Below are 25,724 nucleotides of genomic sequence, written 5' to 3'. Positions count from 1 at the left end.
GAATTTTAGAAAGAAGTAATCATAGCATAAACGGCAATTTTTTGGAAGTAGGTATATGCGGTCATTTTAAAGCATACGAAAAATAAGGTTTTATAAACAGTCATACATATACAGTAAGCCCTGAACGCTTGCTCTTATAAAGGCAAGCCATAATTTTACCGATTGTGCGGAAAGTGTTTTTTTACCGTTTTGTAAACCTTTTATATACGAAGATAAGGCAGGTTCTATCTTAAAACCGAGTTCCAAGGCTTTGCGTATCGATAAACCGTGTATATCAAAACTTAAATCCGTATATTGCTCAAAACAGGAAGGAAAAAAAATACCGTTTTCTTCTTTTAAGAAAGCAGCCGATAAGGCCTTTTCAAAATTGCCTTTATATTCTTTTGCAAAGCCGTCGGGAAAAATAAAAAAATTGGGAGCGTATATATTTTGAGTTTTTACCGAAGTATTTATACTTGATAAAAAAAGGTCGGTTTTTTCGTTTTTAGGTTCAAGCCGTAAAACTATTTTTTGAATTGCGCTCATACTTGCCTTAACCGCTTCATCATATGAAAAAGCGGAGCTTAAAACATTTCCGCATTTTTCCACATTGTTGCGGGGAAAAACCGTTTCATCTCCTTCAAATAAACGGGGCAGTACGTCCCTTACACCTTCGGTTTTTAAGGTCATCGTTTAAACCGTAAATTTTTTTAATTTTTCCGGGGTAAGAAATCCATGCGCGCTCCGCGCTGAATCCCGCTTTAACTTGCTTTTTATCCGTAAAATCTTTTTCGCTTAAAGAAAGGTTTTCCGATTTTTCTTTGCCCGAATTTACGGGCTTTGCACTTGTATTTTCAAGTGCAGCTTTATAAAGGATTTTAGCCTCGTTTATAGCTTGGATATTTTCTTTTACGGGAACAATTAAAAAGGGAGAGCCTTTTTTAAGTTCTTCAGGAAATTCGCCTAGGGCAAGCCGTATTGCCGCTCGGGTAACATTAAAAGTGGAAGAGTAGGGTACCGTCCACCCCGACATATAACCGCCTGAAAGCCTTGCCGCAATTTCGCCTACACAGGCATAACGTTTGCCGGTTTTTTTATCTTTTTTACGCAAAAAAATATCGCCCTTTGCGGCACCGTGCGTAAGGTTTAAGGCTTTTATACCGAGTTTAAAAACGCGGATAAGTTCTTCCGTTTCTTCTTCGGAGTGAGCGGAAGGAATTGTGTGTCCCATTTCAATAAAATAAGGCGGAAAAAAAAATATGGCGGTCTGCAATTGCGGTAACAAAAATTTCGGAATTATAAACAAGGGCTTCAAGCGAAAATTCTTCTCCGTCTATAAATTCTTCGGCAATAACTTTTCCGCTACGGGAATATTTTACGGCATCTTCCGCAGCGGGGATAAGGCCGTCTTCGGCATAAACCAGACGGCAGCCGCGCGCCCCCATATTATCGGCGGGTTTTACCGCAACGGGGAATTGAACGTTTGCTTTTTTAAAATTTCTGCGGCGTTTTGTATTTCTTCTTTTTTAATTTCCGCAAACTCAGGCGATGGTACATTTGCATTTTTAAAACAGGAGCGCATTTTTATTTTATCGCTTGCGCATTGAGCGGCTTTTAAACTATGGCCTGAAAATTTACACTCTTGCGCAACGGAGGCTACCGAAACCGAAAAATCGGTTGCGGCGGTAAACACCCCGTCCAAACCTTCTTCGGCTTTAAGTTTTTTTGCAAGTTCGATAAGTTTAGGTATATCTTTTAAATCTATAGGGAAAAACTTATCTGCAAGGTTTGCGCAAACCGCATTCGGGTTTCCGTCTACGGCAATTACCTTACAGTTTAATTCTTTTGCAGCTTCAATTGCCTTACCCTGCATAACGGATGCGCCTAAAATTAAAATACTTTTTTCGGTTTTCATTATTTTGTATCTCCTTAAAAAACTTTAACGCTTTTCGCTTTTTTAAAAAGCATTTAAATTAAAATCCTGTAGGCACATCGATAAAACAGGTTTCGATACCCGTATCGCTTTCCAACTTTTTTGCAACGAGCCTTACGCCTACGGTTTCGGTTTGGTAATGCCCGCCTGCAATTACATTTATTTTATTTTCAAGAGCGGTATGATACGTAACATGTTCGATTTCGCCTGTAATATATAAATCCAAATTAAGGTCAACGGCCTCGCTTATATTTTCCGCAGCTCCGCCTGAAATTATTCCTACGCTTTTTATTTTCTTTTTTCCGAAAGGAAGAATATCGGCAGGCTTTTCTCCGTCGGGGAAAAGAAGAGAAACCGTTTCGTCTATTGAAAGCCCTTCGTTATTTTTTAAAGGAAGGTTTCCGTAAAAGCCTATATTTATTCCGTGATATAAACCGAATTCTTTTTTATCTTCTAAAGAAAGCCTTGCCGAAAGCCCCGCATTGTTCCCGTAAAGGGGGTGAGCGTCCAAAGGAAGGTGAACCGCATATAGGGCAATGTCGGAATCCAAAAGCATTTTTATTCTTTCGTAATGAATACCGGTTATTAAAAGGCTCTTACTCCAAAAAAGTCCGTGGTGAACAAAAAGCATATCGGCTTTTCGCTCCTTTGCAATGGAAATAACCGCCTTACACGCGTCTACCGCAAAGGCCGCCTTTTTTATCTTTTTACCTGAATTGCCGACTTGTAAGCCGTTTTGCGAAACATCGGCAGTTTTAAAGAATTCGATATTTAAAAGATTTTTAAAATATAAGTCAAGTTCAAATGCGTTCATTTTATACCGCCTTAAGCCGATTATAACCGAGTTTAAAGTAATGTGCAAGGCGAGGTGTAATGATTTTTATACCTTTATCGGGCGGAAAAAATTGAAAATATTTTAATAAAAGGTAAGTTTTATGTTGCTATTTCGTGTTTTTTGTGATATTTTGTGATATAATAGAATAAGCGGAATTTACTAATGGTTGGATAAAATATTTATAACTATAGGAAAATCGTTAAGGGTTTTAAATTTTTAAAAGAGACTTTAATATTTTTTAAGGGAGTGTGTTATTATGCGTAAGTGTTTATTTTTTTTATCGGTAGTATCGGTCTTTCTTTTTTCGGCTTGCAAACAGTATAAGGCAAGTTTGGAAGAATATTTAAGCTATTGGTCAAGCCAAGCCTATATAAGCTCTATGCACATAGACTCAAGCGTTCTTATAGACGAACAGGGCTTTAGAAGCATAAGCTCCGAAGCGGACTTAAGTATTGCCCTGACTCTTCAAAATCCGAAAAAATTCGAATTTATAATGCCTTCTGTAGGTGAACCGAGACAAATAGTTTCTTTTTCCCAACCTGAAGGAGCCGGTTTAAGCGATTACAGCCTGAGCCAAATAGACGGCAACACTTTAAAATTAAATTTTAAAAGCGATTTTTTAAAAAAACACGAATGGGGTAAGGAGATAAGCCCTACGATTACCTTATACAGTACGGACGGAAGAAAATTTAATAAAGCATACGATTTTACATTAAGAGTAAACACCCCGCCTCCTTCTCCCGCCAAGGCGGTACTTGCCAAAACTAAAGATGGTAAGTTCTACGTTATTTGTCTTGAAGTACCCGGTATGGGGGAAAAGGTGGGAGATGCTCTTTTACACAAGGACCTTTCAAAAATACTTATAAGTGATAACTCTTATAATTGTTCGGTAAACGATACGCAAAACGGTTTTACCCCCCCCCCCCCACTCTTTTATTAACGCTTCCGACACGGTAAAACTTGACGGCGGCGAAGAGGTTCCTACAGGGAACTGGGTGCCTTATTATAAAACAAGTGCACAAGTAGGAGGAGGGAAAATATCGTATAAGATACTCCTTAAAGACAGTAAGGGCCTAACTTCCTCGGAATTTACTGCCGGCACTCCTTTAAATAAGGCAGCTCCGGTTAAATTAAAGTATGGCGATACTGAAATTTCTCCTGGCAACGAAAGTACTCCATTTGAAATCGGAACAAGTTCAGGCGAAACCATAACACTTATAGCAACATCGGATACTGCCGGTGCAAAAATAAAGGGTACTAAAAAACTCAATGACGGTGAAGACACACATATTGAACACTCTTCTCCGTTTGATATAAAATTACAAAGGAAAGGCCCTGATGATATCTATAAACTTATTCTTTATGCGACAGCGGATAACTTTGCCGACAGTGAGGTGAGAACCTATTATATTAAACTTACTAATGCAGTAACTATAACTGAAGGCCCTGGAGCTTGGAAAGAGTTAAAAAACGCGGTAGCGGATGCAGCACCCGGCGCCACAATAACCATAAAAGGCAAAATTACGGCAACGAATGATTCGGGCAACAACGGTCAAATAAAGATAAGTAAAAAACTTACGATAAGGGGCATAGGCGGTAATGCCGTACTCGACGCAGGTGGCCAGTCGCGTATCTTTAATGTAATGGACTCATCAGCGGGCAACGTAGAGCTCACCCTCGAAAACTTGACATTGCAAAACGGCTATGTTACCGGTTCCGGAGGAAGCGGCGGCGGTATACTTGTTAATAACAAGACAACACTGACGATGACGAACGTTACTATTAAAGATTGCAGTGCTCAGGGCTCACCAAACGATTCAAACGGCGGCGGTATATATTCGAGCGGTACCGTAACTATGACCGGCGGCAGCATACAAGGCTGTACGGCAAAGGAAAACGGCGGCGGGGTGTTTGTGAATACGGGCGGCACCTTTACTATGACCGGCGGCAGCATACAAGGCTGTAAGGCAAGCAAAAACGGCGGCGGGGTGTATGTGAGCATAAGGGGCAATGGTGCAGAAACCGCTTTTAACATGCAGGGCGGCACTATTTCCGGTAATACGGCTGCAAAAGGCAAGGGTGTATATTTACAAGATACCACCGGCGGGGCTAGCGGTATCGGCAACTTTATCATGGGCGGCTCTTCCGTAGTCGGAAAATGGGAAAGCGGCGTACTTAGCGACGGCAACGATGTGTATTTGAGCTTTGGAAATGGTCCGGCTAGTACTCTTGTCAGTTTACGAATTGATAGTGATAAGCCTTTAACAAGTGGAAAAGCCGCCTGCATTACTCCGGGGGCGTATGGTATGAGTGATGACTACACGGCAATAAGAATGAGCAAAGACGGTGACGTAGGGGCGCATGTGTCCAGATTCACCGTAACGCCGAACGGTACCGAAAACTGGACAATTGATGAGTATGGGAAACTGAAAAAAAAGCTGCCGTAAAGAGAATAGGGTAAAAGGGGGCGACTTCCTCGTCCCTAACCCTTAGCGGTTAAAAATAAAACCGCAGAGCACGCAAAGTACGCAAAGAGGAATGAGGGGTTGCAAAACATGGTACCCCGAAAAGCCTTAGCGGTCTTTGCGCTCTTAGCGGTTAAAATACAACCGCAAAGCTCGCAGAGTACGCAAAGAGGGAATAGAGGAGGTTGCAAACAGCGGCACCACGAAAAGCCTTAGCGGTCTTTGCGCTCTTAGCGGTTAAAAATAAAACCGCAGAGCACGCAAAGTACGCAAAGAGGAATGAGGGGTTTATTAAACGCACAGTGTAACGGTATAAGGTAAGGGAGTCTTACCGCATAGGGTAAGACTGACGAACCACGTAACGATAGACGGTCTATACACATAATGGGGAATTGGACATTACCCGTTAAAAAAAAAGGATGCTTATTTTAGACAATGCAAATAGCATTGTCTAAAAACGCTTGTCGAGTTTGTAAAACAAACTCGCAATATTGTATGCCGTTTCTCACTACGTTGCGAAACGGCGGAAAATAAACAAGCGAAAAAATATCAATTTTTGAGCCTTGCTTATTTTATAAGGATATCGGTAAAGCAAACACGCCTTACCGATTCGCAAAACCGCCCCCTATTCCTTACAACTAGCATGAACACTGGGGCACAAACTCATAAAAGTGAGCCCCCAAGCCCTGCAAACCAAGCGGGGTTCTTAGGCGATTGCAAGCCGGTGCAGCTCCAAGGTAAAACTTTTATCCTGAAAAAACCGTTCCCTTCCTTATTAACAAAAACCTGCAATTTTGCGGAAAAGAGAGTAAATAACGGAAATATCGATGCCGGGCGACTATTCCGGTTTAAAAATAACCCTTTAAAGCCCGCCAATCGCTTAGCCTAAGCTCAACTTCGCAAAGTAAAATAAAAAGCGGGTACTTAGCAAGACACCTTAAAAACTCCTTATTTTTCAATATAATTTCTATAATTTTCGATTAAATCTTAAAAAAAAAGTTGACATATGAAAATTTCTATGATAGAATTTTTACGTAAGCGAAGGTAAACGCCTTTGCTGAGGAATTTTATTTGGAGGCTTTATAATGAAAAGGAAAGCATTGTTTGGGTTTATTTTATTGTCCGCATTGATTATTTCAATAATCGGCTGCAATAAAAAAGACGACGGATCTCAAATGTCTTCTAAAGATATGGGTGCCGCATATCACATCGGTATTATGACCGGAACCGTTTCGCAATCCGAAGATGATTTACGCGGTGCGGAAGAACTTATCAGACTTTACGGCTCTGTAAAGGATGGCGGAATGATTCAGCATATCACCTATCCCGATGATTTTATGTCACAGCAGGAAACTACAATCTCTCAAATTGTAGCCTTAGCCGATGACCCCAAAATGAAAGCGATTATCGTAAATCAGGGAATACCGGGAACGGCTGAAGCTTTTAAACGCGTACGCGAAAAGAGACCCGATATTCTTCTTTTTGCAGGCGAAGCGCATGAAGACCCGCTCGTAATCGATGCCGCAGCGGATATGGTAGCTTCTCAGGATTTTATCTCGCGAGGTTATACTATCGCATGGGCTGCAAAACAAATCGGAGCGAAACACTTTGTTCATATTTCCTTCCCGCGCCACATGTCCTATCAAACTTTAGGACTCCGCCGCCAAATCCTTGAAGAAGCATGTAAGGATTTAGGTATGGAATTCCATTTTGAAACCGCTCCCGACCCGACCAGCGATGTAGGAACCGCCGGTGCCCAACAGTTTATTTTGGAAAAAGTTCCGCAGTGGGTTGAAAAATACGGAAAAGAAACTTGCTTTTTCTGTACAAACGATGCTCATACCGAGCCCTTGTTAAAACAGCTTTTTGCATACGGCGGTATGTTTATCGAAGCGGACCTTCCTTCTCCCTTAATGGGTTATCCCGGAGCTTTGGGTATAGACTTATCTGCGGAAAAAGGCGATTTCCAAAAAATCTTAAAAAAGGTTGAAGCGGCGGTTATCGAAAAAGGCGGAAAGGGCAGATTCGGAACATGGGCTTATTCTTTAGGCTTTACCGTTTCGGCGGGTTTGGGCGAATATGCGCGGCGCGTTATTGACGGAGAAGCAAAATTACACAATATGGCTCATCTGTCGGAAGCTTTCGGAAAATTTACTCCCGGAGCAAAATGGCTGAGTGCCGCATACATCGATGCAAGTACCGGTGTCCGCTCAAAGAATCATGCGTTAATGTTTATGGATACCTATGTTTTCGGTCAAGGGTATTTGCCGTCAACACAACAGGAAATTAACGAAAAATACTATAACATTAAATTTTCCAACTAACACTTTTTACCGGAAAACACTGATTAGGTTTACCCTAATCGGTGTTTTCTTACTTTTTTAATGTAGGACAAAACGGCATGAACACAAATAATTTTTTAACGCTGGAAAATATCACTAAAGATTTTTCCGGTACGCAGGTTCTGCAAGGTGTCAATTTTTCACTGAAAAGCGGAGAAATAATAGGCTTGGTCGGCGAAAACGGAGCCGGCAAAACAACCCTTATGAGCATCTTGTTCGGAATGCCTGTTATTAAAGATACGGGAGGATACGGCGGGCGGATTCTTATCGACGGGAAAGAAGTTATTTTTAAAAGCCCGTTTGACGCTCTCGATGCCGGAATCGGAATGGTACATCAGGAATTTTCACTTATTCCGGGTTTTTCGGCAGCGGAAAACATAATGCTTAACAGAGAGCTGCAAACTCCTTCGATACTATCCGATTTATTTACCGAGAGGCTGAGTGCCTTACGGCGTAAAGAAATGAACGAACGCGCTCAAAACGTATTAAACGAATTGGGCGTTTCTATAGATGCAAAAACTTTAATTTCGGAAATGCCGGTAGGGCATAAGCAATTTACCGAAATTGCCCGCGAAATCGATAGAGATAATGTAAAACTCTTGGTTTTGGACGAACCGACGGCGGTTTTAACGGAATCCGAAGCGGAAATTCTTTTAAAAGCCGTAAAACGATTAAGCGAAAAGGGTATTGCGGTTATTTTTATCTCGCACCGCTTGCAGGAAGTTATAGACATTTGTGATAGGGTTGTGGTTTTACGGGACGGAAAGTCGATTCAAGATGTAAAAACTTCCGAAACCGATATTCCGAAAATTGCCGAGGCAATGGTGGGAAGGGAAATTACTCAAAACACCGCCGCTTCGGAGAACAGGCAATTCGGAGAAACCGTACTTGAGGTAAAAAATCTTTGGGTAGATATGCCCGGAGAACTCGTGCGTAATGCCGATTTTGAAGTGAAAAAAGGTGAAATCTTCGGTATAGGAGGGCTTGCCGGACAAGGTAAAATCGGTATTCCGAACGGAATTATGGGTATATTCCCTTCAGGCGGAACCGTAAAGTTTAAAGGAAAAGAAATTGCTTTAAACAATACAACACAGGCGCTTTTGGACGGACTTGCCTTTGTTTCCGAAGATAGACGCGGGGTAGGATTATTACTTGATGAAAGCCTTGATTGGAATATAGCTTTTACGGCAATTCAGTCTAAAAAACAATACTTAAAAAAATATTTAGGCGGTTTTATAAAACTGAGAGACGAAAAAGCTATGCACGCCCTTGCCGATAAGTATATCGATATGCTTCAAATAAAATGTACGGGAAGCCGGCAAAAGGCAAAAGAACTTTCGGGCGGAAATCAGCAAAAAATATGCTTGGCAAAAGCGTTTTGTTTGGAGCCTGAGCTTCTTTTTGTTGCGGAACCGACCCGCGGTATAGATGTGGGAGCTAAGGCCCTTGTTTTGGACGCTTTAAGAAAAATAAATAAAGAAAACGGAACAACGATTGTTATGATTTCAAGCGAGCTTGAAGAATTGCGCTCGATTTGCGACCGGGTTGCAATCGTATTCCGGGGTGAAGTTGCAGGAGTGCTTTCTCCTAAAGAAGCTCCGGCGGAATTTGCCCTCTATATGGCAGGAGTAAAGTAATGGAAAAAATTAAACAGTTTATTGCCGATTTCGGTATTCCGCGTATAATTATCTTATTATTTTTGCTGTCCCTTTTTATTGCAGCTCCTTTTGTAAAGGTAAGTATCGGGGCTTCGCTTTCGGATATTGCAAACCGCTTCGGAATGAATGTTTTAATGGTACTTGCAATGGTGCCGATGATTCAAACCGGCTGCGGGCTTAATTTCGGGCTTTCTTTGGGAGTAATCGGAGGGCTTTTAGGCTCAACCTTAGCAATGCAGCTGCAATTAACCGGTCTTTTAGGATTTTCGACGGCTTTATTCCTTACCGTTATCTTTTCAGGGTTAATAGGCTTCGGTTACAGCTGTATTTTAAATAAGGTAAAAGGCGAAGAGATGACCATTGCAATGTATATAGGTTTTGCAACGGTTACATTTATGGCTATTTTATGGATTATTTTACCGTACTCGAATCCGAGCATGGTTTGGGCATATTCCGGAGAGGGATTGCGAACAACCATTACCCTTGAGGGTTATTGGCTGAATATTTTGAATAACTTTTTAGCGTTTAAAATCGGCTCTTTTAGGGTACCGACGGGAGTTATTCTTTTTGCTGCCGTTTGTATGTTTTTGATGAAAACCTTTATGCGCACCCGTACGGGGACGGCGCTTACGGCTGTAGGTTCAAACCCCGACTTTGCCCGTGCAAGCGGTGTCAGTATCAATCGAGCAAGAACAATAAGCATTATTCTTTCTACAATCTGCGGCGGTATCGGTATATTGCTGTATCAGCAAAGTTTCGGTTTTATTCAGTTGTATAAGGCTCCTCTTTATATGGCATTTCCTGCCGTTGCGGCAATTTTAATAGGAGGGGCTTCGGTAAATAAGGCTTCAATATTAAATGTTGTTGTAGGAACGATTCTTTTTCAAGGTATTCTTTCGATGACGCCGTCGGTTATTAACAGTGTTTTACAAACCGATATGTCTGAAGTTATCCGTATTGTGCTTTCAAACGGAATGATTTTATATGCGTTAACGCGTAAAACACAAACGGCGAGGTAAACTATGGTTAAAATAAGTAATAGATTAAAGAAATTTTCACCGCTTGATTTCTTAGCGGATAATATCGTTTCGCTTTTGTTTCTTGTAATTTCATTTGCGGCAATTCCCGTTTCGGGGCTTTCCGCACACCACATAATAGGAGAAATTTTAACCCGAATCGGAAGGAATTCGTTTTTAGTGTTCTCGCTTATCTTGCCCATTATGGCAGGTATGGGTATCAATTTCGGTATGGTGCTTGGTGCTATGGCAGGGCAAATAGGTTTAATTTTTGCTATGGATTGGAATATCGGCGGAATTTACGGGCTTGTTTTTGCGGCGTTAATAGGTATGCCTCTTTCGGTAGTACTCGGCTGGGTAGCAGGTTCCATTTTAAACCGCGCACGCGGCAGGGAAATGGTTACCAGCTATATTTTGGGCTTTTTCTTTAACGGCGTATATCAGTTTATCGTTTTGTACCTCATGGGTTCCGTTATTCCGATGCATAATAACGCAATACGGCTTTCACGCGGTTTCGGGGTTCGTAATACGCTTGAATTGGCTCCTGTCCGCCAAGTGCTGGATAAGACTTTTTCTTTCAGTATTGCAGGTTTACGAATTCCCGTGCTTTCGTATCTTATTATAATTGCTCTTTGTCTTTTTATTGTCTGGTTCAGAAAAACGAAACTCGGGCAGGATATGCGGGCTATCGGGCAAAATCAGCACGTATCGAATTCGGCAGGTATCGCCGTAGAGCATACCCGCATTGTTTCGATTATAATTTCGACGGTGCTTGCCTGTATCGGGCAGATTATCTTTTTGCAAAATATGGGAAACATGAGTACCTACAATGCACACGACCAGACGGGCTTTTTTGCGGCGGCTGCGATTTTGGTAGGAGGCGCTTCGGTAAGCCGGGTAACAATAAAGAACGTATTTATCGGTGTTGTACTTCTTCACTTTTTGTATATCGTTACGCCTATGGCAGGACAGCAGCTTTTGGGTTCCGCAATGATAGGCGAATATTTTAGGGATTTTGCAGGTTATGCGGCAATCGCTCTTTCTTTAGTTTTGTATGCTGCAAGAAATCAGCGTAATGCCGAAAAAAAACGTTCGGAATTGCGGGTGCAATCGGAGGGAAAAAAATGATAAGGATTCAATCGAAAAAACTGAAACTGATTTTAAGGATTTCACTCGGTGTATGTTATGTCATGCTTGCGGTTCTTATGTTTGTTTCAGGCAGAACACATACGGTTTTATTTGAAAATAAAAAAGCCGATGACGGAAGTTTTACGCACCTCGGCAGTATCGAAATCAGCTTTGACGGTAAAGAACCGCAAGAACTTTTTAAAGGCGAGCGGGATAAAATTCTTTTACGCGGTCAAAAGCATAAAATTATTGTCAATTTTACCGACGGGAGAGAGCCTTTTAAGGGAGAATTTAAAATTCCATTGTTCGAAGATACCGTACTTCTTTCGATTCCGGCGCTTGTAAATAAGATTCCTAAGGCTGTTATTCCTTTTGAGTCCGAGTCCGATGCGTCCAAGGAGGAGTAAAATTTTATATATTCCGTTCCGGCACTTTTGTGAAGGAACGGTTTTTCTTTATAAATTTCCGATGACAATAAAAAAAGGTTAAGCCATAAGACGAATTGTTTAATTGCAATTTATATAAATTCTAAAAAAAATATAAGAAAAGGTATTGACAAGATTTGTAGAAAGTGGTATAAACAAGACCGTTCGCCGGGTTAGGCGAAACCGTTAGAAAACGGAAGAAAAAAGTAGAAGTAAAGCGAAAATGTAGGAAGAATAGAGGCGTTTTTGCTTGAAGATGAAAAAAAAAAGAATACACTTTACTTTAAGTAAAAAATTAAAAAAAACTTTTAAAAACTACTTGACACAAACTGAAAAGTTATGATATAATCCTTTTTGCTCGCTAACGCGTTAAGCCGTGCGGGTAACGTTAAGAGAGAAGCTCTTAGCCTGATATTTGACAATTAAGAGGGAAGGAAAAGAACGCAAAGACATAAGTGTAGACCTTTAAAAGACAACTTTTAAAGGAAAACTTAGAATTAAGGGAAAATGAGTATCGGAAAAATAAGCTTAAAAAGAGTTCTTTTTCTATGTTAAGAAGAAGAGTTAAAAATAAGCAATTCCTTAAAATGAATAATTTGAAAGGGAACAAACTTAATTAAAATCGGGCTCTCTTTAAGGGAGCTTGAAATAAAAATAATGGAGAGTTTGATCCTGGCTCAGAACGAACGCTGGCGGCGCGTCTTAAGCATGCAAGTCGAACGGCAAGGTAAGAGCTTGCTCTTACCCTAGAGTGGCGGACTGGTGAGTAACGCGTAGGTGACCTGCCCTGAAGATGGGGATAGCTAGTAGAAATATTAGATAATACCGAATGTGCTTATACGGATAAAGCCGTATAAGGAAAGGAGCTACGGCTCCGCTTTAGGATGGGCCTGCGTCCCATTAGCTTGTTGGTGAGGTAACGGCCCACCAAGGCGACGATGGGTATCCGGCCTGAGAGGGTGAACGGACACATTGGGACTGAGATACGGCCCAAACTCCTACGGGAGGCAGCAGCTAAGAATCTTCCGCAATGGACGAAAGTCTGACGGAGCGACGCCGCGTGAATGAAGAAGGCTGAAAAGTTGTAAAATTCTTTTGCAGATGAAGAATAAGGAGATGAGGGAATGCATCTTCGATGACGGTAATCATGCGAATAAGGGGCGGCTAATTACGTGCCAGCAGCCGCGGTAACACGTAAGCCCCAAGCGTTGTTCGGAATTATTGGGCGTAAAGGGCATGTAGGCGGTTATGTAAGCCTGATGTGAAATCTACGAGCTTAACTCGTAAACTGCATTGGGTACTGCGTAACTTGAATCACGGAGGGGAAACCGGAATTCCAAGTGTAGGGGTGGAATCTGTAGATATTTGGAAGAACACCGGTGGCGAAGGCGGGTTTCTGGCCGATGATTGACGCTGAGATGCGAAGGTGCGGGGAGCAAACAGGATTAGATACCCTGGTAGTCCGCACAGTAAACAATGTACACTAGGCGTTGGAGCAAGAGCTTCAGTGCCGACGCAAACGCATTAAGTGTACCGCCTGGGAAGTATGCCCGCAAGGGTGAAACTCAAAGGAATTGACGGGGGCCCACACAAGCGGTGGAGCATGTGGTTTAATTCGATGATACGCGAGGAACCTTACCTGGGTTTGACATCAAGAGTAATGGTATAGAGATATATCAGCGTAGCAATACGACTCTTGACAGGTGCTGCATGGCTGTCGTCAGCTCGTGCCGTGAGGTGTTGGGTTAAGTCCCGCAACGAGCGCAACCCCTACTGCCAGTTACTAACACGTAAAGGTTGAGGACTCTGGCGGAACTGCCGATGACAAATCGGAGGAAGGTGGGGATGACGTCAAGTCATCATGGCCCTTACGTCCAGGGCTACACACGTGCTACAATGGTTGCTACAAATCGAAGCGACGCCGCGAGGCCAAGCAAAACGCAAAAAAGCAATCGTAGTCCGGATTGAAGTCTGAAACTCGACTTCATGAAGTTGGAATCGCTAGTAATCGCACATCAGCACGGTGCGGTGAATACGTTCCTGGGCCTTGTACACACCGCCCGTCACACCATCCGAGTCGAGGGTACCCGAAGCCGCTAGTCTAACCCGCAAGGGAGGACGGTGTCGAAGGTACGCTTGGTAAGGAGGGTGAAGTCGTAACAAGGTAGCCGTACCGGAAGGTGCGGCTGGATCACCTCCTTTCTAAGAGAAAGGTAAATAATTAAAGAAAGCGAATGTTTTCTTTAATAAAACCGTATAAATTGTTTTAATCTTCAATATACGGTAAGTCTTGAAGTACACAAGACGCTCCCTTACTCTTTTCCCCAATGCCTGTTCTTTTCCTCTTCCTCTTTTTTATTTAAATCTGAGGGGATATAGCTCAGCTGGCTAGAGCGGCGGCTTTGCAAGCCGTAGGTCAGGGGTTCAAATCCCCTTATCTCCAAAGCCTTGAAAAAGGTTTTAAGTTTAAGTGTAAATTTAAACTATTTGATATTTGAAATAGATAGGGAAGGGAACGAAAAAATGAAAGTAAGGCGGTTTATATCGGAGTATAAGCGTAAAATCGGTTAATTAAATTGACTGTGAGAGTTTATGTAAAGATATAAGCTGTTAAGAAATAAGTTCATTCTTTGAAAATGAGAAAGAAGGGACGATAATATGGTCAAGCGAAAGAATAGGTTTATGGTGGATGCCTAAAGGAGCTGTAAGGCGAAGAAGGCCGTGGTAAGCTGCGAAAAGTTTCGGGGAGGAGCACACATCCTGAGAACCGGAAATAGCCGAATGGGGTAACCCGTCAGTAGTGATACTGACATTACGTACCTGAATAAAATAGGGTAGTAAAGCGATACTGAGTGAACTGAACCATCTAAGTAACTCAAGGAAAAGAAATCAAAAGAGATTCCGAAAGTAGCGGCGAGCGAAATTGGAGGAGCCTAAACCCTTATAAGGGAGTTGAAGGACTGCATCGGCGTAGGACCGACAAGTTTAGAGAAAATCAATTTATAGCAGAAAGGTTTTGGGAAAGCCTGGCGAAGAGGGTGAAACCCCCGTAAGCGAAATAAATTGAACTTGTTGATGCGGCACCTAAGTACGGCGGGACACGAGAAACCCTGTCGGAAACCGGGTCGACCACGATCCAAGGCTAAATACTAGACAGCTACCGATAGTGAACAAGTACCGTGAGGGAAAGGTGAAAAGAACCCCAGCTAAGGGGAGTGAAATAGAACCTGAAACCGTAAACCGACAAGATGTTACAGCCCTTATAGAGGGTAGTAGCGTGCCTTTTGTAGAATGAGCCTGCGAGTTACGGTATGCAGCGAGGTTAAGGAATAGGAGTTCCGGAGCCGGAGTGAAAGCGAGCCTAAATAGGGCGTGTTTCAGCGAAAGCTGAAGTTTAGTTGCATGTCGTAGACCCGAAGCCGGAGTGATCTAGTCATGAGCAGGTTGAAGCAAGGGTAAAACCTTGTGGAGGACCGAACTATAATCTGTTAAAAAAGGTATGGATGACTTGTGACTAGGAGTGAAAGGCTAATCAAACCCGGAAATAGCTGGTTCTCCCCGAAATGCCTTTAGGGACAGCCTCATACAAAATTATCGGAGGTAAAGCACTAGTTGGACTAGGGGGTGTCAAAGCCTACCAAACCCAGTTAAACTCTGAATGCCGATAATCAACGTATGGGAGTGAGACTGCGTGCGCTAAGGTTCGCAAGTCAAAAGGGAAACAGCCCAGACCGTCAGCTAAGGTCCCCAAATACTGCTTGAGTGTGAAATGAAGTGTGGATACAAAGACAGCCAGGAGGTTGGCTTAGAAGCAGCAATTCCTTTAAAGAGTGCGTAACAGCTCACTGGTCGAGTGTTCATGCGCAGATAATGTAACGGGGCTAAGCAGTATACCGAAGCTACGGGTCTTACGCGTAATGTGTAAGGCGGTAGGGGAGCATTCCATTAACTGAAGAAGGCGTACTCGCGAGAGATGCTGGAGGAGATGGAAGAGAGAATGCAGGTATAAGTAACGAAAAGAGAGGTGAGATCCCTCTCCGCCGAAAATCTAAGGTTTCCTGGGTAAAGGTAATCTGCCCAGGGTAAGTCGGCCCCTAAGGCGAGGGCGAAGGCCGTAGTCGATGGGAAATCGGTTCAAATTCCGATACCTTTTATAATTTCGAGGGCAGGACGCATGAGGTGAAACCCGGCCGGAGAATGGTAGTTCCGGTCGAAGTATCCGAGCCGTTAAAAAGGGTAATAGGCAAATCCGTTATCCTAGGTAAGGAGCGACAGCGAGTGAAGCTACGGCAGAGCGAAGCGGGTGTAATCAAGGTGCCGGGAAATACTGTCTAAGGCTAGGTTATAAAAGACCGTACCGTAAACCGACACAGGTAGATGAGATGAGAAATCTAAGGCGCTCGAGAGAACTCGCGTTAAGGAATTCGGCAAAATGCACACGTAACTTCGGAAGAAGTGTGGCCTCCTTTTTTAAAAGATATGGGGGCGTCACAAACCAGGCCCAGGCGACTGTTTATCAAAAACACAGCCATCTGCGAATCATCAATGAGACGTATAGGTGGTGACACCTGCCCGGTGCCGGAAGGTTAAGAGGAGGGGTTAGCGGGTAACTGCGAAGCTCTGAATTGAAGCCCCGGTAAACGGCGGCCGTAACTATAACGGTCCTAAGGTAGCGAAATTCCTTGTCGGGTAAGTTCCGACCCGCACGAATGGTGTAACGATTCTGGGCACTGTCTCAACGCGAGACTCGGCGAAATTTATATACCGGTAAAGAAGCCGGTTACCCATAGTTAGACGGAAAGACCCCGTGAACCTTCACCGCAACTTATTATTGGGACTTGGTTTATCATGTGTAGAATAGGTGGGAGGCTGTGAAACTTGGCCGTTAGGTCAGGCGGAGCCGACAAGTGAAATACCACCCTTGATAAATCAGGTTTCTAACCTGTCCCGTGAAACCGGGATAGGGACAGTGGTAGGCAGGCGGTTTGACTGGGGCGGTCGCCTCCTAAAATGTAACGGAGGTGCGCGAAGGTCTCCTCACGCCGGTTGGAAATCGGCGCAGCGAGTGTAAAGGCACAAGGAGGCTTAACTGCGAGAGTGACAGCTCGAGCAGATACGAAAGTAGGTCTTAATGATCTGGCGGTAGCGAGTGGAAGTGCCGTCACTTAACGGATAAAAGGTACTCCGGGGATAACAGGCTGATATTCCCCAAGAGTTCACATCGACGGGAATGTTTGGCACCTCGATGTCGGCTCATCGCATCCTGGGGCTGAAGCAGGTCCCAAGGGTTTGGCTGTTCGCCAATTAAAGCGGTACGTGAGCTGGGTTCAGAACGTCGCGAGACAGTTCGGTCCCTATCTGCTATGGGCGCAGGATACGTGAGAGGAGCTGTTTTTAGTACGAGAGGACCGAAATGGACGAACCTCTGGTGTACCGGTTATCCTGCCAAGGGTAATTGCCGGGTAGCTAAGTTCGGAAGGGATAACCGCTGAAGGCATCTAAGTGGGAAGCCCGCCTCAAGACTACGTATCCCTAGGGGTTTAACCCCTCTAAAGACTCCTTGCACACTACAAGGTTGATAGGTTGGAGGTCTAAGCATAGTAATATGTTAAGCCGACCAATACTAATAAGTCGTGAGGCTTGACCATATTATTGTTTCTTTTTTCTTTTCGTTCTCTTTTTTATACCTTTAAAATGTTCTTTTCATACATTTTAAAGCTTTAATCAGTTTATTTTGCCATGTGACCATAGTGGAGAGGTAATACCCGTTCCCATCCCGAACACGGAAGTCAAGCTCTCTTACGCCGATGATACTGCAGATTATGCGGGAAAGTAGGTTGTTGCCTGGCTTTTTTTATTTCAAAACAGCAACCATATATTTTTATATCCTTGCTGTTTTTTTTATTTTATTGATTGTTTATATTTTTAAAATATTGTATAATGTGTCAATTAAATTTTAAAGGAATATGTTTTATGAAAAAAGAAAAATTAACCGTATTGCGTTGGTATGATATAGGAGCTCTTACATTTATTCTATTTGCGTATGCAATTTATACATCTACGGCGTTTTTGATTTCGTTTATGGTGCAGCCTGAAATTTCGGGAAACGTTATGCCGGTTAAAAATGCCTCCGATTTTTCGGATTATGATAATTATTTTACTTTGCTTCTACAGTTAATATTTTTATTGCTTGGTTTTATTTATTTAAAATTTAGAAAATTCGATTTTAAAACTTGGCCCGTTAAATTTTCCATAAAGGCTTTTATTTGGGGCGTATTGTTTTTTTTAATTATATCGTTGTGTATGGATATATACAATTTACTTGTTTACTATATTCCGTATTTGGTTTTTCCCGGCGTATTTATGCAAGTTATTTCCGGAATTAAATTTTCTACGGTTCTTTATGCTGTTTTAAACGGCTTTTATGAGGAAATATTTTTTCTGGGAATTTGTACTTCCGTACAGACTAAATACAAAAAATGGGCATTTCTTTATTCGCTGATAGTAAGAATAAGTTTTCATACATATAACGGAATATATACTGCTGTAGGGTTAGGCCTTATTTTAGGTATTCTTTTTTATTTTTTATATGAAAAAACAAATCCTAAAAATCTTTTACCCTTTTTTATTGCACATGCAATCGCTGATATCCTGGGGCTATCGGTGATAGGCTATTTTTATTATGCATAAGGTAATGCATAGAATTTTAAAAAGGGGCAAAAGCCCCTTTTTTATTTTTCAAAATTTCGGTTATTTTTTAAAACGTTTTACTTTTTTTGTTGTAGTCATCTCAAGCGGTTCCGTAAGATAAGTCGTTTTTGTAATGCGCTGATAAGGTAAAAGCCGTTTGTTTATACCGTCGATTATTTTGTCAATTTCAGTTTGGACGGCACTGTCTCCGTCTTTACTTCCGCGGGTTACATTTAACTTTTTATAAAGTTCTTCAGCCGGATATACTAAGGCCTCAACTTCTTCACCATCAGTTCCTATATAACCTACGGCTGTAATTTGTTCAATTTCATTGTAGTACAATTGGAACATATTTTCTATTTCTTCGGGGAAGACATTTTTTCCGCCTGCAGTAACAATCAAATTTTTAGCCCTGCCGCAGAGGTATAGATATCCTTCATCATCAAGCCAGCCCAGGTCTCCCGTTCTGAACCAACCGTCAGGTGAAAGAACCTTTGCGGTTTCTTCAGGCATATTATAATACCCTTGCATAACCATCGGGCCTTTTACGGCAACCTCTCCTATACCTTTTTCATCCGGGTCAAGAATTTTCATTTCCATATAGCCGATAAAATATTGCCCTACACTTTTAATTTTAAAATGTTCTTTAGGATTTAGGGCTATAATAGGTGATGTTTCCGTCAGACCGTAACCTTGGATAAAATCTATACCGAATTCGTTATAAGCTCTGAAAACTTTCGGTGCAAGAGGTCCTCCGCCGCAAATTGCAATACGTACCGAGCTTAAACTTGCTTTATCCAATATTGAATGAAACATCTTGTTGCCTGCATTTATGTTAAAAACTTTTTTTATAAAATACGAAATTCCCATCATTGCCCGTATTATGCCGAATACTATAATGCCTTTTGCTTTAATGCCCTTAAAAATTCCTGCAAGCAATTTATTAAACAAAAGAGGAACTCCCAACAACATAGTAATTTTTCCCTGTTTGAGCTCCGAAAGCATTTTTGAAACCGCAAGAGTTTTTCCGAATACCAATTCCGCTCCTACGGAAAGAGCTTCAATAAATACGGCAAGCATTGTATATGAATGGTGCAGCGGTAGAAGAGCATAAAAAACATCCGTATGAAAAATGTTTAAATTAGATTGAGCGATGTAGCAGTCTGAAACCAAATTCTTATGCGTTAAAACAACACCCTTCGGATTACCTGTAGTACCTGAGGTAAACAAAATTGCCGCCGTATCGTTTTCTTCCGCTTTTTCCAATTGAGGGGTTCCAGCCGGTTTTAAATTATAAATATAGATATCCTGATATGTCCTGCTTAAAGAAAAAAGTTTACCTGTATAGTTTTCGGTTTTTGCTTTTTCTTCGAAGTGCGGAAATTTTTCTTCGTCTACGAAAAAGAGAATAGGTTTTGCGGTTTTTAAGAGAACTTCGATTTCTTCATTATGGAGCCCGTAATCTATAGGAACGATTGTAGCTCCGGTAAAAAGAGATGCCAAATACACTACTGCCCATTCAGGCGAGTTTTTTCCCGTAACTGCAATATGTTTTCCTTTTCCCGCCCCGTTTTCCGTCATCCAATAAGCAAGTCTCTTTATTGCCTCTAAGGTTTCAGAATATGAAAGGGTGATACGGTCAGGTTCAAAAACGGTAAGACAGTTACGTTCCGGGTAGCGGGACGCTGTAATTTCAAACATTTCAGGAAGGGTAGGCCACTCTCCCGTAAAATTTTTTCCTCTAAATTCATCTAAAAAAGCCCAAGGTTTTTTGTTAAGTTGTGCCATTATAGTCCTCTCAGAATATTGTGCTAATATATCACGATATTAGACCCGATAATATGGTAGAGGTTGCAAAAATTATGAAAAAAATTATTTTTTATATGCTTATTGTTTTGTTCGCGGGATTAAATTTGTTTTCGGAACAACCGCCTGAATCTCCGCGTCTTAGTTTTATAAATGCCGCTTATAAATATTTAAAAACTCCTTATAAATATGCCTGTGCGGATAGCGGCGGAATGGACTGTTCGGGGCTTATTTACAGAGCTTCCTTGGATTCTGTAAAAATTGCTTTACCGAGAAGCGCTTCCGGTATTGCTTCTTTTGCCGAAAGAATAGAAGATAGCGATATTCAGCCCGGCGATTTGCTGTTTTTTAATACTACAGGAACTGCGGGAGAAAAAATATCGCATGCAGGACTTTATATAGGAGGAGGAGAATTTATTCATTCCGCCTCACAGGGGCCTGCCATAGGCGTTATAATTTCTTCATTAGAAGAAAAGTATTGGAAAAATTGTTACCGTTTTGCAGGAAGGATTCTTCCTAAAGAAGAAATTTTTAATTAGTTTTTAAATATGTAAGCATTGTTGCTTTTTAAGGCTGTTAAAAAAAAGCAGCTCCGTTTTACACGAAACTGCTTTTGTATCGAAAGCTTTATTACCACCTAAAGTGTGCAAACGCTTTATTAGCTTCCGCCATTCTGTGAACTTCTTCCTTTTTCTTAAAAGCCGTTCCTGTGTTATTGTAGGCATCGATAAGCTCTGCCGCCAAACGTTCGGACATTTCATGTCCGCTGCGTTTTCGAGCCGCTCCTATAATCCAGCGCATAGCAAGAGCTTCACGGCGCGTTTCAGGAATATCCATAGGAACTTGATATGTAGCGCCTCCTACACGGCGCGATTTAACTTCAACTACGGGCTTTACATTGTCCAAGGCCTTGGAAAAAACGGCTAACGGTTCTTCGCCGGTTTTTTCCTTAATTTTGTCGAAAGAATCGTACATGATTCTTGTTGTAATGCTCTTTTTTCCCGAGAGCATCATTCTTCCGATAAACTTGGTTACAACAACACTGTTGTACTTGGTATCGGGAGCGGCGGGTCTTCTTACAGCAACTTTTCCTCTACCCATTTTTTACCCCCTAAGCCTTAGGCCTTTTTGCTCCGTACTTGGAGCGGCCCCGTTTTCTGTCTTCTACACCGAGAGCGTCTTTTGTTCCTCGTACGATATGATAACGTACACCGGGAAGGTCTTTAACGCGTCCGCCTCTTACAAGAACTACCGAGTGTTCCTGAAGGTTATGACCGATACCCGGAATATAGGCTGTTACTTCTATACCGTTGCTTAAGCGTACACGGGCGACCTTTCTTAAAGCCGAATTGGGCTTTTTGGGAGTAACCGTTTTAACGCCGGTACAGACACCTCGTTTTTGGGGGCAAGACTGCAATGCAGGACTTTTTGTTCTGTTTGCGGCAGTTTTGCGTCCCTTTTTTATCAATTGATTAATTGTAGGCATAAGCCTTAACTCCTTAATTATCCGTCAGCACTACGGAATATAATACGTGAATTTAGATTATATCATAAAATTGCTATTTATGTCAACGGCCTTTTTTGTTTAATCAGTATTTAGGGTTGTATCATGAGGAATCGGATTTTCTTCAATTTTTATTTTTCGGACATTTCCCATCTGGAAATTATCTCCGATTCTTGTTTCTCCAAGACAATACGAGCAAAGAGCTGCAGGCATTGGAAAACGTAATTCCATACCCTGAACGGTTGTTATGTTTTGTTTTTTTTCAAACAAAAGTGTGCTAAGTTCAAACGCTCCTTGTCCCGTAAGACCGTTTACATGCATAATTACGGCCCGCGGGTTTACGGTATTTATCCTTGCGGCGAAGACTTCCCGTTCGGCTTGGGAAACTATATCCCCCTTTGTTATTACCACTATATCGGCGTTTTTTAAAAGCGGTCCTATTTTTTTTGGAGTATTAATTCCTGAAAGGTTATCTATAACGCATACTCCCAAAATGTTTTCTATGTAAGGCGAGCATCTATTACATAGCCCTGCCGATTCAGTAATTAAAAGATTTAATTTTTCTTTAATTCCCCATTGTACGATTTCTTCGATATTGGAAACGAAAAAATGGTCGGGACATAACGAGCCGGAAATACCTTTTTGAACTGGGATTCCGGCCCGTCTGTAAAGTTCATCGTCTTCCGTATAAAGGCAGTCGAATTTTACAACTCCGGTTTTAATTCCGGTTTTATCGAGGGCTTCAATTGTTTTTAAAATTATACTTGTTTTCCCGGACGAAGGAGGTCCCGAAACTACAGCTAAATTCATTTTTATCTCCGCTATTTCCGCAATGCAGCCGTTTCAAAATCTTTACGTAATTTTTCTAAAAGTAATCCGATGTCGTTGTTGTGTAAAAAATCCCAGCCTACCCATATAAATTTTTTATCCGCTGAAAGGTTGTTGTTGACATTGGGATTTGTCGAAGGAAAAAATCCGCTTTGTGCGAAAATGTTTCCCGTTTTTTCCGAAAGAAAAAATCGGCAAAGGGTTTTGTGATTTCGGCATTTTCGGTTTTTACAAGCATAAAAATCGGAGCGATGATTGCACCGTCTTTAGGCCAAACCGCTTTTAATGCGGAATTTTCCTTTATCATCTTAGAAAAAAAGAACGGAGCGATGTTTATTGCCGGTACGCTTTCTTTTTTCCCTTTTACCATTTGAGCCGGGTGTAAGAATTTGCCGCAAGCTCCGGCTAATTTTTGCACTCCTTCATCTCCGAATATTTTGTAAACGGTTAAGATAACGGCATTAAATAAATCCAAATCTTGGAAGGGGAGTGCAACGGAATTTTCAAATTCGTCTTTTAGTAAGTCCTGCCAAGTTTCAGGAGGCTTTCGTCCGTTTAAGGTTTCCGTGTTTACAATCATAATTGCAGGAACTGCTCCGATAATTGCATAGTTGTTTTTACCGTCGCGTAAATCCAAATCGGCGTTACAAAAATCCTTATTCATTTTTTCTATTTTGCAATTAAATGTACCGTCTTCAATAAAGCGGCCCATAAGGTTTTTATCGAAAAACAGCTCAAAACCTGCGGAAAGTAAAATATCCGGAAGATTTTCTTTTTTGCCTGTTTTTACCTGTTCGCAAATCCAGTCGATTCCTAAATTTGCGGAGCGTAAATCGTATGTTATTTTATAATCGGCGGTTTTAAGTTTTTCTTCATTTTCCGTTTTATATTCCGAATAAAATTCTTCAAATTTTTCCAAAAGAGGAATTTTAATGGGACAAGGTAAAACTCCTTCAATTCTTATGTTTCTTTTACCGCCGTCTTTCATTTCAGCTGAATTTATATCTGTTTTTTTTAACCCGGTAAGAGTATTTATGGTTCCCGTTTTAATTACGGCGCACATTTCAGCTTCACATTTTTCCGTATCAAGTTTTTTTGAAAGAAGAGCTTTTTCTATGCTTATCTTTTTTCCCATCATTTTACGCATAATGGGGTTATTTAACGGCGTAAATCCTTTTTTTACGAAATATGGAATGAGCTGCGGATATTTTTCCGTAACTTCAAAAACCGTGTCCGTAAGATTAAAATAATTGTTCATAACTTATTCCTTAAATATTTAAAATCGGCAATTTGCGCGGTTCGGTTATTTTATTGTAAGTGATAAAATAATTTTTTCGCTTAAAATTTTATTTAGAAATATAATCTCCCGCAAAGTCCATTACCGAAACGGCCCCGTAAGGAGCTTTTTCCTTATCATTAAAACCTATACCTACTTTTTTAAATTTTTCATTTAAAATATTTATACGATGCCCTCTGTCAGGAACTCCGTCATCGATTAAAAGCTGTGCAATTATTTCTTCAGCGGTTTTAGGTCCGTAAGCGCAATTTTCACCTATTGTTATGCTCCATTTGCCGTATAAGCCGATTCTTTTATCAGGCGTTGAGCCGTCGCTTCCGATATGCCCGATATGACCCGTTTTTGCCTGGTCGTCTGCAAGCATTTGTGCGGCAAGAGATAAACCTTTTTCAAGCGACAGTGTTCCCATAGGAGATGTTTTGTTGAGAACGTTTATACATTCTTTAACCGCTGCAGCTCCTTCATTCGTTATAATGGGGATTGTACCAGGTGCTTTATAAAGTTTATCTTCAAAATATTTTATTCGCGGTGATAAAACTTCTTCCGCATATTTTTTCGGATTGCTTCGAACCTTATTTAATTCATTTAGAATCTCTTTTATCAATAAAGATTCTTCAGGGAATGTATTTGCTCTTGATTTACAGCTTATAACCGATGAGATAAGCATAAAAGTGCATAAAAATAAAATGTGTTTTTTCATATTTTTCAGTATAGATTTTTTTTGATTATAAATCAAGTATTTGTTGTTTTGTTCGTGCAAGGGGGCTTTGTTCTGTCCTGTTAATTATAACTTAATTAAGCATTTTATATCTTTATAACGGTTTCATATTTAAAGCCGTTTTCCGTCATTGAAATTAGTCCCGTGTAAAGCCCGTTAAAAAAAACGGCGGCTTTTTCCGAAGGGAAAAGAAGAACGTGCTCTTTTTGTAAAGAGGTGAACCAATCGATTTTTATTTTTTTTCCGCAATGAAAGTCGTTTAAGTATTTTTCCGATATGAATAAACTTTTTAAATTTAATTTTTCCGCAATATCAGGCGTAAAGTTTAATATTTTATTTTTGATTTCTTCCGCAGAAAGTTCTTTTTGTTCCGAATAATTTTTTTTGCAATCTCCGTTTTCGCTTTTTATTTCCCAAGTTTTAGGCAGCTGTGAAAAATCGGGAAGTAATGTAAAGCCGGCGGCTTTTTCAAGGGTAAAAGGTCCGACTTCAGTTCGCCTAAGAGCTTTAACATAACCGCAAGTTTTCATAAAGGCGGCTAAATCGCGGACAAGGGAGCGGATATATGTTCCCTTTGAGCAGTCAACCGAAAGTCTTGCGTATTTTACCTTGCCGTCAAGTGAGGGGATTATGTTTATTAAACCGATATTGAAAATTTCAATCGGACGCGGAGCTAAGTCTACCCGTTCTCCCTGCCTTATTCTGTCGGAAGCTCTTTTTCCGTTTATTTTAATTGCGGAAAATTCGGGCGGTACTTGTTCTATCTTTCCTATAAATTCGGGTATTGCCTTTTCTAGTGCCGAAAGGGTCGGAAGTTCGGCCGTACGTATAATTTCGCCCTCAGTATCCAGACTTGATGTTTGTATTCCGAATTCCGCCCAAACCTCATAGCTTTTTTTGCCCGCCGAAATTATGCCGGCAAGATGCGTCATTTTATCGGAAAGCAAAACCAAAAGACCGTCGGCAAAGGAATCGAGGGTGCCGGTGTGGCCCACTTTTTTTGTTCCCAATGCTTTTTTTACGGCAGTCATAGAGGCAAAGCTTGTAAGTCCCGTTTGCTTTGCAAACGGAATAATAAAGCCGTTTCTTTTTTGCATTTA

Annotated in this window: 20 protein-coding genes, 1 tRNA gene, 3 rRNA genes and 1 pseudogene; 13 read left to right on the top strand and 12 right to left on the bottom strand. The window is 41.3% G+C overall.

From position 1 onward, the window contains the following. Positions 1 to 90: 90 nt before the first annotated feature. Genes DYQ05_RS11810 through DYQ05_RS11800 form a run of 5 tightly spaced genes read right to left on the bottom strand, consistent with a single transcriptional unit; the run spans position 91 to position 2,726 of the window. Positions 91 to 669 (bottom strand): hypothetical protein, encoded by a 579-nt coding sequence (locus tag DYQ05_RS11810; protein ID WP_206183486.1) that lies wholly within the window; start codon positions 667 to 669, stop codon positions 91 to 93. Beyond that, positions 620 to 1,210, bottom strand: coding sequence for an ATP-grasp domain-containing protein (locus tag DYQ05_RS14705; RefSeq protein WP_435372824.1), 591 nt, complete (start codon positions 1,208 to 1,210; stop codon positions 620 to 622). Before DYQ05_RS14705 ends, DYQ05_RS11810 begins: the two co-directional genes overlap by 50 nt. Position 1,211: 1 nt before the next feature. Next, positions 1,212 to 1,424, bottom strand: coding sequence for an ATP-grasp domain-containing protein (locus DYQ05_RS14700; protein ID WP_435372823.1), 213 nt, complete (start codon positions 1,422 to 1,424; stop codon positions 1,212 to 1,214). 14 nt (positions 1,425 to 1,438) lie between these two features. Next, positions 1,439 to 1,894, bottom strand: coding sequence for an ATP-grasp domain-containing protein (locus DYQ05_RS14695; RefSeq protein ID WP_435372822.1), 456 nt, complete (start codon positions 1,892 to 1,894; stop codon positions 1,439 to 1,441). A 58-nt stretch (positions 1,895 to 1,952) separates the two neighbouring features. Then, positions 1,953 to 2,726 (bottom strand): Nif3-like dinuclear metal center hexameric protein, encoded by a 774-nt coding sequence (locus DYQ05_RS11800; RefSeq protein WP_024469524.1) that lies wholly within the window; start codon positions 2,724 to 2,726, stop codon positions 1,953 to 1,955. Between the two features lie 277 nt (positions 2,727 to 3,003). On the opposite strand from DYQ05_RS11800, the gene DYQ05_RS11795 reads away from it, so the two are divergent. The 12 genes from DYQ05_RS11795 (at position 3,004) to DYQ05_RS11740 (ending at position 18,471) form a co-directional block, all read left to right on the top strand. After that, complete coding sequence (locus DYQ05_RS11795) at positions 3,004 to 3,687, top strand: hypothetical protein (RefSeq protein ID WP_206183485.1); 684 nt, start codon at positions 3,004 to 3,006, stop codon at positions 3,685 to 3,687. Between the two features lie 55 nt (positions 3,688 to 3,742). Continuing rightward, positions 3,743 to 5,194 carry a right-handed parallel beta-helix repeat-containing protein gene (locus tag DYQ05_RS11790; RefSeq protein ID WP_206183484.1) on the top strand — a complete coding sequence of 484 codons (1,452 nt, stop codon included), beginning with the start codon at positions 3,743 to 3,745 and terminating at the stop codon, positions 5,192 to 5,194. 1,103 nt (positions 5,195 to 6,297) lie between these two features. Continuing rightward, positions 6,298 to 7,536 carry a DUF3798 domain-containing protein gene (locus DYQ05_RS11785; protein ID WP_024466989.1) on the top strand — a complete coding sequence of 413 codons (1,239 nt, stop codon included), beginning with the start codon at positions 6,298 to 6,300 and terminating at the stop codon, positions 7,534 to 7,536. Positions 7,537 to 7,613: 77 nt separating this feature from the next. After that, positions 7,614 to 9,191, top strand: coding sequence for a sugar ABC transporter ATP-binding protein (locus DYQ05_RS11780; RefSeq protein ID WP_024469139.1), 1,578 nt, complete (start codon positions 7,614 to 7,616; stop codon positions 9,189 to 9,191). Next, the gene (locus DYQ05_RS11775) at positions 9,191 to 10,231 is read left to right on the top strand and encodes an ABC transporter permease subunit (RefSeq protein WP_020966247.1); all 1,041 of its coding nucleotides are present in this window, start codon (positions 9,191 to 9,193) and stop codon (positions 10,229 to 10,231) included. Before DYQ05_RS11780 ends, DYQ05_RS11775 begins: the two co-directional genes overlap by 1 nt. Before the next feature lie 3 nt (positions 10,232 to 10,234). After that, complete coding sequence (locus DYQ05_RS11770) at positions 10,235 to 11,356, top strand: ABC transporter permease subunit (protein ID WP_020966246.1); 1,122 nt, start codon at positions 10,235 to 10,237, stop codon at positions 11,354 to 11,356. Then, positions 11,353 to 11,763: a DUF6672 family protein gene (locus DYQ05_RS11765; RefSeq protein WP_038106855.1), complete on the top strand. Its 411-nt coding sequence runs from the start codon at positions 11,353 to 11,355 to the stop codon at positions 11,761 to 11,763. Before DYQ05_RS11770 ends, DYQ05_RS11765 begins: the two co-directional genes overlap by 4 nt. 672 nt (positions 11,764 to 12,435) lie before the next feature. Beyond that, positions 12,436 to 13,983, top strand: a 16S ribosomal RNA gene (locus tag DYQ05_RS11760). A 167-nt stretch (positions 13,984 to 14,150) separates the two neighbouring features. Then, a tRNA-Ala gene (locus tag DYQ05_RS11755) sits at positions 14,151 to 14,224 on the top strand. A 217-nt stretch (positions 14,225 to 14,441) separates the two neighbouring features. Further along, a 23S ribosomal RNA gene (locus DYQ05_RS11750) occupies positions 14,442 to 17,429 on the top strand. A gap of 89 nt (positions 17,430 to 17,518) precedes the next feature. Continuing rightward, positions 17,519 to 17,630, top strand: a 5S ribosomal RNA gene (gene rrf / locus DYQ05_RS11745). The 16S, 23S and 5S rRNA genes sit together here with 1 tRNA gene alongside, the layout of an rRNA operon. 124 nt (positions 17,631 to 17,754) lie before the next feature. Beyond that, positions 17,755 to 18,471 carry a CPBP family intramembrane glutamic endopeptidase gene (locus DYQ05_RS11740; RefSeq protein WP_206183483.1) on the top strand — a complete coding sequence of 239 codons (717 nt, stop codon included), beginning with the start codon at positions 17,755 to 17,757 and terminating at the stop codon, positions 18,469 to 18,471. Positions 18,472 to 18,531: 60 nt separating this feature from the next. On the opposite strand, the gene DYQ05_RS11735 is transcribed toward DYQ05_RS11740, so the two are convergent. Beyond that, positions 18,532 to 20,259, bottom strand: a complete 1,728-nt coding sequence (locus DYQ05_RS11735; RefSeq protein ID WP_206183482.1) for an AMP-binding protein — start codon at positions 20,257 to 20,259, stop codon at positions 18,532 to 18,534. Positions 20,260 to 20,333: 74 nt separating this feature from the next. On the opposite strand from DYQ05_RS11735, the gene DYQ05_RS11730 reads away from it, so the two are divergent. Further along, positions 20,334 to 20,816, top strand: coding sequence for a C40 family peptidase (locus DYQ05_RS11730; protein ID WP_024465324.1), 483 nt, complete (start codon positions 20,334 to 20,336; stop codon positions 20,814 to 20,816). 91 nt (positions 20,817 to 20,907) lie between these two features. On the opposite strand, the gene rpsG is transcribed toward DYQ05_RS11730, so the two are convergent. The 6 genes and pseudogenes from rpsG to truB form a co-directional block, all read right to left on the bottom strand. After that, positions 20,908 to 21,378, bottom strand: a complete 471-nt coding sequence (gene rpsG, locus DYQ05_RS11725; RefSeq protein ID WP_020966239.1) for a 30S ribosomal protein S7 — start codon at positions 21,376 to 21,378, stop codon at positions 20,908 to 20,910. Between the two features lie 10 nt (positions 21,379 to 21,388). Next, positions 21,389 to 21,763, bottom strand: coding sequence for a 30S ribosomal protein S12 (gene rpsL, locus DYQ05_RS11720; RefSeq protein WP_020966238.1), 375 nt, complete (start codon positions 21,761 to 21,763; stop codon positions 21,389 to 21,391). Between the two features lie 99 nt (positions 21,764 to 21,862). Further along, positions 21,863 to 22,591, bottom strand: coding sequence for a GTP-binding protein (locus tag DYQ05_RS11715; protein ID WP_206183481.1), 729 nt, complete (start codon positions 22,589 to 22,591; stop codon positions 21,863 to 21,865). An 11-nt stretch (positions 22,592 to 22,602) separates the two neighbouring features. Continuing rightward, positions 22,603 to 23,867, bottom strand: a pseudogene (locus DYQ05_RS11710) (ABC transporter substrate-binding protein). A gap of 88 nt (positions 23,868 to 23,955) precedes the next feature. Beyond that, entirely contained in the window at positions 23,956 to 24,606 is a 651-nt protein-coding gene (locus DYQ05_RS11705; RefSeq protein ID WP_206183480.1) for a CAP domain-containing protein, read from the bottom strand. A 104-nt stretch (positions 24,607 to 24,710) separates the two neighbouring features. Further along, positions 24,711 to 25,721, bottom strand: coding sequence for a tRNA pseudouridine(55) synthase TruB (gene truB / locus DYQ05_RS11700; protein ID WP_024468620.1), 1,011 nt, complete (start codon positions 25,719 to 25,721; stop codon positions 24,711 to 24,713). Positions 25,722 to 25,724 lie beyond the last annotated feature (3 nt).

The sequence above is a fragment of the Treponema pedis genome (genome assembly GCF_017161325.1).
Lineage (GTDB): Bacteria > Spirochaetota > Spirochaetia > Treponematales > Treponemataceae > Treponema_B > Treponema_B pedis.
Note: the sequence above shows the minus strand (reverse complement) of the source record. Positions and strands in the feature narration are given on the sequence as shown.

Excerpts from the sequence above, each read along its gene's own strand:
- DYQ05_RS11810 (WP_206183486.1), bottom strand. The coding sequence starts at position 669 with ATGACCTTAAAAACCGAAGGTGTAAGGGACGTACTGCCCCGTTTATTT.
- DYQ05_RS14705 (WP_435372824.1), bottom strand. The coding sequence starts at position 1,210 with ATGGGACACACAATTCCTTCCGCTCACTCCGAAGAAGAAACGGAAGAA.
- DYQ05_RS14700 (WP_435372823.1), bottom strand. The coding sequence starts at position 1,424 with ATGGGGGCGCGCGGCTGCCGTCTGGTTTATGCCGAAGACGGCCTTATC.
- DYQ05_RS14695 (WP_435372822.1), bottom strand. The coding sequence starts at position 1,894 with ATGAAAACCGAAAAAAGTATTTTAATTTTAGGCGCATCCGTTATGCAG.
- DYQ05_RS11800 (WP_024469524.1), bottom strand. The coding sequence starts at position 2,726 with ATGAACGCATTTGAACTTGACTTATATTTTAAAAATCTTTTAAATATC.
- DYQ05_RS11795 (WP_206183485.1), top strand. The coding sequence starts at position 3,004 with ATGCGTAAGTGTTTATTTTTTTTATCGGTAGTATCGGTCTTTCTTTTT.
- DYQ05_RS11785 (WP_024466989.1), top strand. The coding sequence starts at position 6,298 with ATGAAAAGGAAAGCATTGTTTGGGTTTATTTTATTGTCCGCATTGATT.
- DYQ05_RS11780 (WP_024469139.1), top strand. The coding sequence starts at position 7,614 with ATGAACACAAATAATTTTTTAACGCTGGAAAATATCACTAAAGATTTT.
- DYQ05_RS11775 (WP_020966247.1), top strand. The coding sequence starts at position 9,191 with ATGGAAAAAATTAAACAGTTTATTGCCGATTTCGGTATTCCGCGTATA.
- DYQ05_RS11770 (WP_020966246.1), top strand. The coding sequence starts at position 10,235 with ATGGTTAAAATAAGTAATAGATTAAAGAAATTTTCACCGCTTGATTTC.
- DYQ05_RS11765 (WP_038106855.1), top strand. The coding sequence starts at position 11,353 with ATGATAAGGATTCAATCGAAAAAACTGAAACTGATTTTAAGGATTTCA.
- DYQ05_RS11740 (WP_206183483.1), top strand. The coding sequence starts at position 17,755 with ATGAAAAAAGAAAAATTAACCGTATTGCGTTGGTATGATATAGGAGCT.
- DYQ05_RS11735 (WP_206183482.1), bottom strand. The coding sequence starts at position 20,259 with ATGGCACAACTTAACAAAAAACCTTGGGCTTTTTTAGATGAATTTAGA.
- DYQ05_RS11730 (WP_024465324.1), top strand. The coding sequence starts at position 20,334 with ATGAAAAAAATTATTTTTTATATGCTTATTGTTTTGTTCGCGGGATTA.
- rpsG (WP_020966239.1), bottom strand. The coding sequence starts at position 21,378 with ATGGGTAGAGGAAAAGTTGCTGTAAGAAGACCCGCCGCTCCCGATACC.
- rpsL (WP_020966238.1), bottom strand. The coding sequence starts at position 21,763 with ATGCCTACAATTAATCAATTGATAAAAAAGGGACGCAAAACTGCCGCA.
- DYQ05_RS11715 (WP_206183481.1), bottom strand. The coding sequence starts at position 22,591 with ATGAATTTAGCTGTAGTTTCGGGACCTCCTTCGTCCGGGAAAACAAGT.
- DYQ05_RS11705 (WP_206183480.1), bottom strand. The coding sequence starts at position 24,606 with ATGAAAAAACACATTTTATTTTTATGCACTTTTATGCTTATCTCATCG.
- truB (WP_024468620.1), bottom strand. The coding sequence starts at position 25,721 with ATGCAAAAAAGAAACGGCTTTATTATTCCGTTTGCAAAGCAAACGGGA.